At 65.6% G+C, this 12071-nt stretch carries 9 protein-coding genes; 1 reads left to right on the top strand and 8 read right to left on the bottom strand.

The window, feature by feature from the left end; genetic code table 11:
- Positions 1-137: 137 nt before the first annotated feature.
- Positions 138-872, top strand: coding sequence for an ABC transporter substrate-binding protein (locus tag BVH03_RS20665; RefSeq protein WP_075962925.1), 735 nt, complete (start codon positions 138-140; stop codon positions 870-872).
- A 7-nt stretch (positions 873-879) separates the two neighbouring features.
- Here the strand turns inward: BVH03_RS20665 and BVH03_RS20660 are convergent, their stop codons facing one another.
- From BVH03_RS20660 to BVH03_RS20625, 8 genes are all read right to left on the bottom strand, one after another.
- Entirely contained in the window at positions 880-2112 is a 1233-nt protein-coding gene (locus tag BVH03_RS20660; protein WP_075962924.1) for a diguanylate cyclase domain-containing protein, read from the bottom strand.
- A gap of 23 nt (positions 2113-2135) precedes the next feature.
- Entirely contained in the window at positions 2136-3515 is a 1380-nt protein-coding gene (dbpA, locus tag BVH03_RS20655) for an ATP-dependent RNA helicase DbpA (RefSeq protein ID WP_075962923.1), read from the bottom strand.
- Between the two features lie 73 nt (positions 3516-3588).
- Positions 3589-5004, bottom strand: coding sequence for a multidrug transporter subunit MdtD (gene mdtD, locus BVH03_RS20650; protein WP_075962922.1), 1416 nt, complete (start codon positions 5002-5004; stop codon positions 3589-3591).
- A 110-nt stretch (positions 5005-5114) separates the two neighbouring features.
- Positions 5115-6824 carry a choline dehydrogenase gene (betA, locus tag BVH03_RS20645; protein WP_075962921.1) on the bottom strand — a complete coding sequence of 570 codons (1710 nt, stop codon included), beginning with the start codon at positions 6822-6824 and terminating at the stop codon, positions 5115-5117.
- 139 nt (positions 6825-6963) lie between these two features.
- Positions 6964-8436: a betaine-aldehyde dehydrogenase gene (gene betB, locus BVH03_RS20640; RefSeq protein ID WP_075962920.1), complete on the bottom strand. Its 1473-nt coding sequence runs from the start codon at positions 8434-8436 to the stop codon at positions 6964-6966.
- A 384-nt stretch (positions 8437-8820) separates the two neighbouring features.
- Positions 8821-9411 carry a transcriptional regulator BetI gene (gene betI, locus BVH03_RS20635; RefSeq protein WP_075962919.1) on the bottom strand — a complete coding sequence of 197 codons (591 nt, stop codon included), beginning with the start codon at positions 9409-9411 and terminating at the stop codon, positions 8821-8823.
- 314 nt (positions 9412-9725) lie between these two features.
- Positions 9726-10409, bottom strand: a complete 684-nt coding sequence (locus BVH03_RS20630) for a response regulator (RefSeq protein ID WP_075933483.1) — start codon at positions 10407-10409, stop codon at positions 9726-9728.
- Positions 10406-11932 (bottom strand): ATP-binding protein, encoded by a 1527-nt coding sequence (locus tag BVH03_RS20625; protein ID WP_075962918.1) that lies wholly within the window; start codon positions 11930-11932, stop codon positions 10406-10408. The genes BVH03_RS20630 and BVH03_RS20625 overlap by 4 nt, the downstream gene beginning before the upstream one ends.
- Positions 11933-12071: the final 139 nt, after the last annotated feature.

Here is a 12071-nt window from a genome sequence, read left to right as displayed (position 1 = left end):
CGGCTGCCCCGTTCAAGTCTAGGTGATAAGCATCAATCGCAAGGCATGATGGCGATTTGCCGCTATCTTGTTTATCGGCCTCGCCGTTGTGTCCTATCGCGGTCCCTTTCCCGTCCACCCTGCAGGGCTTGCCACCATTGAAAACCTGGCGCGTCTGGTTGCTGTCGCTGGTGCTGTTGCCGTGGGCTGCGAGTGCGCAGCCCCTGCGTCTGGTTGCCGACAGCTGGCCGCCGTTTACCGATCAGCGCTTGCCAGGCAATGGCGTCGCGGTGGAGTTGGTGAGCGCCGCGCTGAGCCGCGCCGGGTATGCCAGCGACTACCGCGAGGTACCCTGGCAGCGCGCCGTGCTGGGGCTACAGCGTGGCGACTACGATGTATTGATCACTGCCTGGTTCAGCCACGAGCGGGAGGCGTTCGGGCATTTCTCCGCGCCTTATCTGGTCAACCGGGTTCGCGTGGTGCAGCGCAGGGACGCGGGTATCGTCTTCGATCAACTCGCCGATCTGCACGCCCATCAGGTCGCCGTACGGCGTGGCTACGCCTATTCGCCGGCATTCGTGGCCGACGACCAGTTGCAGAGGGTCGAGGTCAGCAGCTTCGAGAGCGCGGCGCATATGGTGCAGCGTGGCCGGGTGGATCTGGCGCTGGAGGACGAGTACGTCGCCCGTTTCCTGTTCGCTACTTCGCTGAAGGCGATCGCCGATGATCTGGAATTCCTGCCGATGCCCCTGAGCGAGAATGGCCTGCACATTCTCATTCGCCTCACCCACGGCGAGCACGCCGAGATCGCCCGCCGTTTCGATGCCGCCATCGCCGCCATGCAGGCCGACGGCAGCTACGCGGCGATCATGAAGCGCTATGGTCTGCAGTGACCACCGACTACCAGTTGGTGCGCCCGCGACCCTGATGCTTGGCCTGGTAGAGTTGCTGGTCAGCCAGGTGCAGCAGGCTCTCCAGATCCTCCGGTGGGCCGTGGTGGATACCGGCGCTGAATGACAGTGGCGGGGCGCCCACGGCGTATTTCAGCTGCCTGCAGTGCGCACGCAGCAAGTCCAAGGCCTGACCCAGTTGCTCGGCGGGTTGCGCGCTGACCATGGCGAATTCCTCACCGCCCAGGCGACCGAGCAAGGTGTCCGGGAAGGCGGCGCTGAACGCGCGGCTGAAGGCGATCAGTGCGGCATCACCGGCGGCGTGGCCGTGCTCGTCGTTGATCTGCTTGAACAGGTCCATGTCGAGCATCGCCACGCTTAGCGCGTAGCCTTCGCGCTGCGCCTGCTGGAACTGCTGCACGCCCTGCTCGTAGAAGGCGCGGCGGTTGTTCAGGCCGGTCAGGGCATCGTACTGCGCGACCTTCTTGAGGGCGCGCAGCATGTCGCGGCGCTCCAGGGTGGAGATCACTCGGCAATTGAGCTCTTCGGGGCAGAACGGCTTGCGCAGGAAGTCATCGGCGCCGTGCTTGATGAACATGGCGCTGAGCGAGCCTTTGGTGTCAGCGGACAAGCCGAGAATCACCAGGTCGTTGCGCTTCATCTTCTGGCGCAGCAGCTTGACCAGATCGAAGCCACTGATGCCCGGCATGCTGTGGTCGACCACCAGCATATCGATGTCCGGCTGTTCCTTGAGAATGCGCAGGGCTTCGTCACCGTCGCGGGCGTCGATGATCTGGTAGCGATGGGGCGCCAGTACGTGGCGGATGAAGTTGCGCGTGGCCTCGGAATCCTCGGCAACCAGGATCTTCACCTGGCTGTTGCTCTCCAGGCGGTGCAGCAGGCGAAAGGCGTACTCGTAGGAATGCTGGCTTTCCTTGAGCACGTAGTCGACCACGCCCTTGAGCAGCAGGTCGTCGCGACGCTTCTCGTTGTACGAGCCGCTGAGCACGATGCAGGGCAGGGCATAGCGCATCACCAGGTCGACGCTTTCGCCGTCCGGCGCGTCAGGCAGGTGCAGGTCGACGATGGCGGCGAAGAACAGGTCTGCCGAGGTTTCCAGCATCACTTCGGCTTCGCCGAGCGAGGCGCAGAATACCGGCTGCAGGTCCGGCTCCTGGCGGAACAGGTGATCGAGGATCTTGAGCACCAGCGGACTGTCTTCGATGACCAGGATATTGCGCACGAACCCCCTATGCCCGCTCTGCTCTAAAGCGTGCGCACGCGCAGCGAGCGACCTTTTATCTTGCCTTCGCTCAGGCATTTGAGCGCTTTCACGGCCAGGCTGCGTTCGACGGCGACGTAGGCCTGAAAGTCGAAAATGGCGATCTTGCCGACCTGCGCGCCAGGGATACCGCCCTCGCCGGTGAGGGCGCCGAGAATATCACCGGGGCGCAGCTTGTCCTTGCGCCCGGCGCCGATGCACAGCGTCATCATCAGTGGCTGCAGCGGCGCGCCGCCTTGATGTTTCAGGCTGCTCAGCGGGTGCCAGTTCAGCGGCGATTTCTGCAGGTTCTCGATGGCCTGGGCGCGATGACCTTCGGCCGGGGCAACCAGGCTCATGGCCAGACCTTTCTCGCCTGCACGGCCGGTGCGGCCCACACGGTGGATGTGAATTTCCGAATCACGCGCCAGTTCGACGTTGATCACCATGTCCAGGCCGTCGATATCCAGGCCGCGTGCGGCCACGTCGGTGGCGACCAGTACCGACAGGCTGCGGTTGGCGAACATCGCCAGCACCTGGTCACGCTCGCGTTGCTCCAGGTCGCCGTGCAGGGCGGCGGCGGAGATACCCTTGGCGGTGAGGTGGTCGACCACCTCCTGGCACTGCTGCTTGGTGAAGCAGAAGGCCACGCAGGAGGTCGGGCGATAGCTGTTGAGCAGCTTGACCACGGCGTCCATGCGCTCTTGCGGGGCGATTTCGTAGAAGCGCTGTTCGATCTGGCTGTCGTCGTGCAGCGCCTCGACCTTGACCTGCTGCGGATTGCGCATGAAGGTCGCCGACAGCTGCTTGATGCCGGCCGGGTAAGTGGCCGAGAACAACAACGTCTGGCGACGCTCCGGGGTCTGGCCGATGATCTCGGCGATGCTGTCGTAGAAGCCCATGTCGAGCATGCGGTCGGCTTCGTCGAGCACCAGGGTGTTGAGACCGTCCAGCTTCAGCGTGCCCTTGGCCAGGTGTTGCTGCACGCGCCCCGGGGTGCCGACGATGATCTGCGCACCATGCTCCAGCGAGCCGATCTGCGGGCCCATGGGCACGCCGCCGCACAGGGTGAGAATCTTGATGTTGTCTTCGCTGCGGGCCAGGCGGCGCAGCTCCTTGGCGACCTGGTCGGCCAGCTCGCGGGTCGGGCAGAGCACCAGCGCCTGGCAGCCGAAGTAGCGCGGGTTGAGCGGCGCCAGCAGGCCGATTCCAAAGGCCGCGGTCTTGCCGCTACCGGTCTTGGCCTGGGCGATCAGATCCAAGCCCTTGAGCATCACCGGCAAGCTCTGCGCCTGGATGGGCGTCATCTGCGCGTAACCGAGGGACTCGAGGTTAGCCAGCATGGCGGGCGACAGGGCAAGCGAGGAAAAAGCGGTGGCGGTCACGGTACGGGCCTGAAGAGCGTTCGGAAAGAGCCCTAGTGTAACAGGCGCCACGTCATGGCCTGCCGACTGCTCGTCATTCGTCGACGTCGACCTTCACGCGCCTGGCACTGCGCCCGTCCTCCGCCGATAGCTGCAGAAAGATGCCCGCTGCCAGGATCGTCAGCAGGCCGATGCACAGGTAGGTGGCCTGGAACGCGCTGAGCACGCCATCGGCCGCATCCGCGTTGTCCAGGCTGAAGCCGCTGAGCAGCGCCGCGCCGGTGGCGATGCCCATGCTGATCGACAGCTGGACCACCACCGACAGCAGGCCATTACCGCTGCTCGCCTCGCTGTCGGGCAGGTCGATCAGGGTCACGGTGTTCATGGCGGTGAACTGCAGCGAGTTGAAGGCGCCGATCAGGCTCAGCTGGATGGCCAGCTGCAGGTGCGAGGTCTGGCCGTCGACCAGCGCCATGCTGGTGATCAGCAGGCCCAGCAGCACGGTGTTGAAGGTCAGGATGCGGCGGTAGCCGAGGCGGTCGATCAGCGGCTTGGCCAACGGCTTCATGGCCATGGCGGCGAGCGCCAGGGGAATCATGCTCATGCCCGCCTGGGCCGGCGAATAGCCCATGCCCAGTTGCAGCAGCAGTGGCGTGAGGAACGGCAATGCACCGGTGCCCAGACGCGCGAAGATGTTGCCGAAGATGCCCACCGCGAAGCTGCGGGTGTTGAACAGCCGCGGCGGAAACAACGCATGGGCCGTGCGCCCGGCGCGCAGCCAGTAGGCGGCCAGGCAGGCCAGGCCGGCGAGCAGCAGGAGCACCACGCGCATGTGCGGCAGGTGCAGTTCGCCAAGGCCTTCGAGGGCCATGGTGATCAGCAGCATGCTGGCGCCGAACAGCAGGAAACCGAGCAGATCGAAGCGTGTGCGCTCGCTGCCGCGCAGCTCCGGCATGAAGCGGTAGGCGGCCCAGCAGCCCAGGGCGCCGACCGGCAGGTTGAGCAGGAAGATCCAGTGCCAGCTGGCGTACTCCACCAGCCAGCCGCCCAGGGTCGGGCCGATCAACGGGCCGAGCAGGCCGGGCAGGGTGATGAAACTCATGATGCGTACCAGCTCGGTACGCGGGTAGGCGCGCAGTACCACCAGACGACCCACCGGCATCATCAGCGCGCCGCCCAGGCCCTGGATGATGCGCGCGATCACCAGCATGGTCAGTGACTGCGAGACTGCGCACAGCAGCGAGCCGAGGCTGAACAGGGCGATGGCCCCGAAGAAGATGTGCCGCGTGCCGAAGCGATCGGCCAGCCAGCCGGAGGCCGGAATCAGCAGCGCCACGGTGAGCATGTAGGCGATGACCACCGACTGCATGCGCAGCGGGTCTTCGGACAGGTCCGCCGCCATGCTCGGCAGGGCGGTGTTGAGGATGGTGCCGTCCAGCGTCTGCATGAAGAATGCGATGGCGACGATCCAGGGCAGCAAGCGGGCAGTACGGGCGTCGAGCAGGGTCATGGCGATTGGTGATCAGCGATGGCTGAAACAGTTTGACCCAACTTGGCGACAAATGTCGCAACAAATGGGCACACCGCGCCCTGATTCAGGCGCGGGGGGTGTCAGTTGGCTCAGGAGGCCGAGCGCATGTCCTCGACCACCCGTTGCGGGGTGCGGCGTACCGGCGCGCCGTTGGCCACGTAGTAAGGCGCGGTGCTGCGCGGCAGCGCTTGGCGACCGCGGATACGGTCGGCGATTTTCTCGGCGATCATGATGGTGGTGGCGTTGAGATTGCCGGTGATGATCTCCGGCATGATCGACGCATCAACCACGCGCAGCCCTTCGAGGCCGTGCACGCGGCCCTGACCGTCGACCACTGCCATGTCGTCCGAGCCCATCTTGCAGGAGCAGGACGGGTGGAAGGCGGTTTCCGCGTGCTCGCGGATGAAGGCGTCCAGTTCCTCGTCGGTCTGCACGTGGGCGCCCGGGCTGATCTCGCGGCCGCGGTACGGGTCGAGCGCCGGCTGGTTCATGATCTCGCGGGTCAGGCGGATGCCGTCACGGAACTCCTGCCAGTCCTGCTCGCTGCTCATGTAGTTGAACAGGATGCTCGGGTGCTGGCGCGGATCCCTGGATTTCAACTGCACGCGGCCACGGCTCGGCGAGCGCATGGAACCGACGTGAGCCTGGAAGCCATGCTCGTTGACCGCGTTGCTGCCGTTGTAGTTGATCGCCACCGGCAGGAAGTGGAACTGCAGGTTTGGCCATTCGAACTCCGCGCGCGAGCGAATGAAACCGCCGGCTTCGAACTGGTTGCTGGCACCGATGCCATCCCCCGCGAACAGCCACTTGGCGCCGATGCCCGGCTGGTTGAGCAGCTTGAGCGCCGGGTACAGCGACACCGGCTGGGTGCAGGCGTACTGCAGGTACATTTCCAGGTGATCCTGCAGGTTCTCGCCAACGCCCGGCAGGTCATGCACCACGTCGATGTCGTGGCTGCGCAGCAATTCGCCGGGGCCAACGCCGGAGCGTTGCAGGATCTGCGGCGAAGCGATGGCACCGGCGCACAGCAGTACTTCGCGGCGGGCATGGGCGATGGTCGCCTCGTTCGCATTGCCGATCAGGTAAGCGACGCCATTGGCGCGCTTGCCATCGAACAGGATGCGGTCGGTGGTGGCGTGGGTGACGATGGTCAGGTTCGGTCGCTCGCGGGCCTGATCCAGATAGCCGCGGGCGGTACTGGCGCGACGGCCTTCGGGCGTCACGGTGCGATCCATCGGCCCGAAGCCTTCCTGTTGATAACCGTTGAGGTCATCGGTACGCGGGTAGCCGGCCTGCACGCCGGCCTCGACCATGGCGTGGAACAGCGGGTTGTTGCCGGCCTTGGGCGTGGTCACGCTGACCGGGCCACTGTCGCCGTGGTAGTCGTTGGCGCCGGTGTCGCGGCTTTCCGCCTTGCGGAAATAGGGCAGGCAGTCCAGGTAGCTCCAGTCTTCCAGGCCGGGCTGCTTGGCCCAGTTGTCGAAGTCCATGGCGTTGCCGCGGATGTAGCACATGCCGTTGATCAGCGACGAGCCGCCCAGGCCCTTGCCGCGCCCGCATTCCATGCGGCGATTGCCCATGTGCGGCTCCGGGTCGGTTTCGTAGGCCCAGTTGTAGCGGCGGCCTTGCAGGGGAAACGCCAGAGCGGCAGGCATCTGGGTGCGGAAATCGAGGCGGTAGTCAGGGCCACCGGCTTCGAGCAGCAGTACGCTGACATCCGCATCCTCGCTCAGGCGGGTCGCCAGCACGTTACCGGCCGAGCCGGCGCCAATGATGATGTAATCGAATTCCTGAGTCATGGCTCCTCCTGTTACCCGGCTGTGGTCCGGGAGAACACGGTGACTGTTGCCGGATGGCATCCGGGCTACGGGACTGCGACTTTCTCGTGTGAGCAGCTAAGCGGTGCGCTGCCCGGCTGCTCCCACTCCGTGGTGGCGATCAGAACACCGAGGCGTAGTCGCCCAGCTCGACCTGCACGGACTTGATGCGCGTGTAGTGGGCCAGGGTGGTCAGGCCGTTCTCGCGGCCCACGCCGGATTGCTTGTAGCCGCCGACCGGCATCTCGGCCGCCGACTCGCCCCAGGTGTTGATCCAGCAGATGCCCGCTTCCAGCTTGTGGATAACTCGGTGCGCGCGGTTCAGGTCGCGGGTCACGATGCCGGCTGCCAGGCCGTAGGTGGTGTCGTTGGCGCGGCGGATCACTTCGTCTTCGCTGTCGTAGACGAGGATGCTCATCACCGGGCCAAAGATCTCCTCGCGGGTGATGGTCATGTCGTCACGGCAGTCGGTGAATACCGTGGGTGCCACGTAGGCGCCGTTGGCGTAGTCACCGTCGATGACGCGCTCGCCGCCGATCAGCAAGCGCGCGCCCTGCTGGCGGCCTTGCTCGATGTAGCCGAGCACGCGTTCCATGTGGGCGAAGCTGACCAGCGGGCCGAAATTGGTGTTGTCGTCCTGGGGGTTGCCCAGGCGGATGCGTTTGACCCGCTCGACGATCTTGCTCTCGAAACGCGCCTGCAGGGCGCGGGGTACGAATACCCGGGTACCGTTGGTGCACACCTGACCGGTGCTGTAGAAGTTGGCCATCATGGCGATGTCCGCGGCGCGGTCGAGATCGGCGTCTTCGCAGACGATCAGCGGCGACTTGCCGCCCAGCTCCATGGTCACTTCCTTGAGCGACGAGCTGGAGGCGCTGGCCATGACCTTCTTGCCGGTCACGGTGCCGCCGGTGAAGGAAATCTTCTCGATGCGCGGATGCTCGGTCAGCCACTGGCCGACCTCCGCGCCCAGGCCGGTCAGCACGTTGAACACGCCGTCCGGCACGCCGGCCTCGGTGTAGATTTCGGCGAGCTTCAGAGCGGTCAGCGAGGTGACTTCGCTGGGCTTGAAGATCATCGCGTTGCCGGCGGCCAGGGCCGGCGCGGATTTCCACAGGGCGATCTGGATCGGGTAGTTCCAGGCACCGATGCCGGCGACCACGCCCAGCGGTTCGCGGCGGGTGTAGACGAAGCTGGTGTCGCGCAGCGGGATCTGTTCACCCTCGATGGCCGGTATCAGGCCGGCGTAGTACTCCAGCACGTCGGCGCCGGTGACGATATCGACATAGCGGGTTTCCGACAGCGGCTTGCCGGTATCGAGCGTTTCCAGCTCGGCCAGCTCATCGTTGCGCTCACGCAGGATGTCCACGGCGCGGCGCAGGATGCGCGAGCGCTGCATGGCGGTCATCGCCACCCACACCTTCTGGCCCTGTTCGGCGCTGGCCACGGCGCGTTCGACGTCGTCCTGGCTGGCGCGCTGCACGTTGGCCAGCACCTCGCCGTTGGCCGGGTTGATGCTTTGAAAGGTGGTACCGCTGCTGGCGTCGACGTACTGGCCGCCAATGTAGAGCTGCTGGTCTGCGAATCGGGCCATGGGGCGTCCTCCTGATCGGGGCAAGACGCGTGTCGGGCGCCTTGCCGAATGGATCGACTGAGCGAGGTGAAAAGGGATGTCAGCCGAGTTGGTCAAAAAACAGCCTACTTTATTTTTATTGATCGATCAATCAATAAAGAATCCTGGGGACGACCGAAACCGTGCCAGATGCGGCATAGATGCTGGGTTTCAGGTTTTTTGCGGAGGCTCTCGACGAACAATCTCTGTAGGAGGGGCTTTAGCCCCGAGCTTTATTGGGGACAAAGAGCTCGGGGCTAAAGCGGAGCGCCGCCCGGCCCCTCCTACAATTTTCGCGAACGGCTGCTCCCGCCACTTAGCTGCCAGAATCGGCGAGCCTGGGCTGGAACTTGGAGATGGTTGGGCTCAGTCCGCCTTGGCGAGCTGCAAATCCAGATAGTCGTAGGCGATCTGCGCGGCCTGGCGGGTGTCGAAGTTCTCGCCGGTCAGTGCGCCGCGCAGCCACAGGCCGTCGATCAGCGCTGCGAGGCCGCGGGCGGCGGCGCGGGCTTGTGCTTGCGGCAGGGCGCGGCTGAACTGGCCGCACAGGTTGGAATACAGGCGCTGGTCGTTGACCCGCTGCAGGCGGCGTAGGGCCGGCTGGTGCATGCTGCTGGCCCAGAACGCCAGCCAGGTCTTCATCGCCGGGCCGCTGACCTGGGTTTCGTCGAAGTTGCCGTCGATGATGGCGCGTAGGCGTGCCCGTGGGGTGTCTTCGCGCAGCAGCCGATAACGTGCATGTACCGCCTCGCGCAACGCCTGCATGAGGTGACGCATGGTCGCCTCTAGCAGGCCGTTTTTGTCTTGGAAATAATGGCTGATGATGCCGTTCGATACGCCGGCAATCCGCGCGATGTAGGCGATGCTGGCATCGCTCATGCCAACCTGGTCGACGGCTTCCAGGGTTGCCGCAATCAGCTGGGAGCGGCGGATCGGCTGCATTCCGACCTTGGGCATCGTGTTCTCCGGCAAGGGGTGTTTCCCGAGTCTAACAGAGCGCGTGGAGTTGTCGGCGTGCCCAGGTTTCTTGGGGCCTGTTCACGATCGATATGCGCATGAAGCGGTAACTGCAAGGCAGAAGCAGACACTCAAACCAACCTGTGGGAGCCCCGACCTCGGGGCGAAACGATTGCAGCCTGACTGCCTATTTCGGCGGTGGCTGAGCGATTCGCCGCGAGGTCGCGGCTCCCACAATGGATCGGATAACGACCGCTCCCGCCACTTAGCTGCCAAAATCGACGAATCTGGGCTGAAAGATCATGAACAGGCGCTCAGGCGATCAGCCGGTAGCCGACACCCGCTTCGGTAATGATCAGCCGCGGCGCCGCCGGGTCATCACCGAGCTTCTGGCGCAGATGAGCGATGACGATACGCAGGTAGTGGCTGTGCTCGATGTGGGTCGGGCCCCAGATGTCGCGCAGCAGTTGCTGCTGGGTAACGACCATGCCGGGGTGACGGGCGAGGGCTTCGAGTACCGCGTATTCCTTGCGCGTCAGGCTGATTTCCTGGTCATCCAGGGTCACGCGGCGAAAGGCGAAGTCGACCCGCAGCGGGCCGCTGGCGAGGGCTGCGGCGGGCTTTTCGCCCGCTGGCCGGCTGCGCAGCAGGGCGCGCACCCGGGCGAGAAATTCCTGCACGCCAAAGGGCTTGCTGACGTAGTCGTTGGCGCCGTTGTCCAGGGCCTGCACCTTGTCCTTTTCGCCGGCGCGCACCGACAGCACCAGCACCGGCACGGCGGACCATTCGCGCAGGCGGGTCAGTACCTCCTGGCCGTCCAGGTCGGGCAGGCCGAGGTCGAGCACCACCAGGTCGGGTTGTTCCAGGGCCGCCAGGCGCAGGGCCGCCTCGCCGCAGTCGGCCTCCAGTACCTGGTAGCCCTGGGCCTGCAGGCCGATGCGCAGGAACTTGCGGATCGCCGCTTCGTCGTCGACCAGGAGGATGCGCGCTTCAGTCATGCCGGGTTCTCGTCAGGGGCTTGCAGGGGCAGTTGCAGGATCAGGGTGGTGCCCTGGCCGGGCATCGATTCAACCCGCGCCGTGCCGCCGTGGGCGTTGAGCATGCCCAGGCAGATCGCCAGGCCGAGGCCGGTGCCCTGGCCGCCGCGATCGCCTCGGGCTGCGGTGTAGAAAAGGTCGAAGATCTGCGCCTGTTCGTCGGCGGGGATCCCCGGCCCCTGGTCGGCGATGGCGAAGCTGAACGTCTCGCCATCGTGGCTCAGGCGGATGTCGATGACGCCGCCGGGCGGCGAGAAGCGCGCGGCGTTGTCCAGCACGTTGACCAGCGCCTGTTCGATCAGCGCACCCTGCACCCACAGCAGCGGCAGGTCGGCGGGTACATCCATACGCACCTGCAGGTGCTGCAGCACCGGCTGCAGACGCTGCAGGGCGGCAGCGAGCAGGTCGCTGGCGGCTACCCAGTCGCGCTCCAGGTGCAGGCCGCCGTGGCCCAGGCGGGTCATGTCCAGCAGGTTCTGGATGTAGCGATCCAGGCGCGAGGCTTCGCTGGCGGTGCTTTGCAGCAGGTCGTCGCGGGTCGCCGCGTCCAGGCTGTCGATGAACAGCTGCAGGGTTTCGATATTGCCGCGCATGGCGGTCAACGGCGTGCGCAGGTCGTGGGACACCGAGGCGAGCAGGGCGCTGCGCAGGCGCTCGGTTTCATGTTGCAGGCGCGTATGGCCGAGGGTCTCGACCAGTTGCACACGGGCCAGGGCGTGGGCCAGCAGCGGCAGCAGAACGTCGATCAGTTGGCGCTGCTCACCCGCTGGCGGGTCGCCTTGGGCGGTGCGCATGCCCAGCAGCGCCAGTGGCTGATCGTTGTCCATCAATGGCCACCACCACCAGTGTGGATGAGTCAGGCTGTGGCTGTCGTAACCGCGCGCCTGGCGGCTCTGCCAGGCGTGTTCGGCGCTGATGCGCTCCAGCTCGCTGAGCGCCAGCCGGCTGCCGTCGGCCTGATACCAGTTGCCCTGGGCGTCGCGGCTGAGCAGGCACAGGCGCTCGGCCGGCAGGTCCAGCTGGCTGAGCATGGCGGCCAGCAGGTCACGCTGGTCCTGGGCGCTGGACAGCCTGCCTGCGAAGCCCAGCAGGCTTTCGGTCTGCCGCTGGGCCACCTGCAGGTCACGGAACTGCTGGCGCTGGCGGGCGGCGAGGTTGCCGGTCAGCAGAGCGATGAGCAGGAAGAACATCAGGGTCAGCACGTCCTGCTCGCGCTGCACCACCACTGACCAGGTCGGTGGCAGAAAGCAGAACCCGTAGGCGGCGAACGACAGCAGGGCGCACAGCAGGGCCGGGCCGACACTGCTGCGCACCGCCACCACCAGTACCACGGCGAGAAACACCAGGGAGATGTTCGGCAGGTCCAGCCAGCTTGAGATGGCCAGCGCCAGCAGGCAGCCTAGCCCGGCGGCGAGGGCGGCCAGCAGGTAGTCGCGTGCCGGCGCTGGCGTGCGGCGGGTGAGGCGATCGGTGGCGGTAGGCATGCGCAATTCCGGTGCGGGGCGTGGGCAGATCATGGCGTCGTGCAAGGTTGGCGTAAAGAAGCGCGCCTGCGCGTAAAAAAGCCGTAAAACTGCGTGACGTAAAGCTGCCGCGCGCGTAAAGCCGGCGTATACCTAAGGG

It is taken from the genome of Pseudomonas sp. PA15(2017), assembly GCF_001945395.1.
Lineage (GTDB): Bacteria > Pseudomonadota > Gammaproteobacteria > Pseudomonadales > Pseudomonadaceae > Aquipseudomonas.
This window is presented reverse-complemented; position numbering and strand designations above follow the sequence as displayed.

What these genes read in the sequence shown, in the direction of transcription:
- mdtD (WP_075962922.1), bottom strand. Translation starts at nt 5,004, where the DNA reads ATGACCCTGCTCGACGCCCGTACTGCCCGCTTGCTGCCCTGGATCGTC.
- BVH03_RS20630 (WP_075933483.1), bottom strand. Translation starts at nt 10,409, where the DNA reads ATGACTGAAGCGCGCATCCTCCTGGTCGACGACGAAGCGGCGATCCGC.
- betA (WP_075962921.1), bottom strand. Translation starts at nt 6,824, where the DNA reads ATGACTCAGGAATTCGATTACATCATCATTGGCGCCGGCTCGGCCGGT.
- betB (WP_075962920.1), bottom strand. Translation starts at nt 8,436, where the DNA reads ATGGCCCGATTCGCAGACCAGCAGCTCTACATTGGCGGCCAGTACGTC.
- betI (WP_075962919.1), bottom strand. Translation starts at nt 9,411, where the DNA reads ATGCCCAAGGTCGGAATGCAGCCGATCCGCCGCTCCCAGCTGATTGCG.
- BVH03_RS20625 (WP_075962918.1), bottom strand. Translation starts at nt 11,932, where the DNA reads ATGCCTACCGCCACCGATCGCCTCACCCGCCGCACGCCAGCGCCGGCA.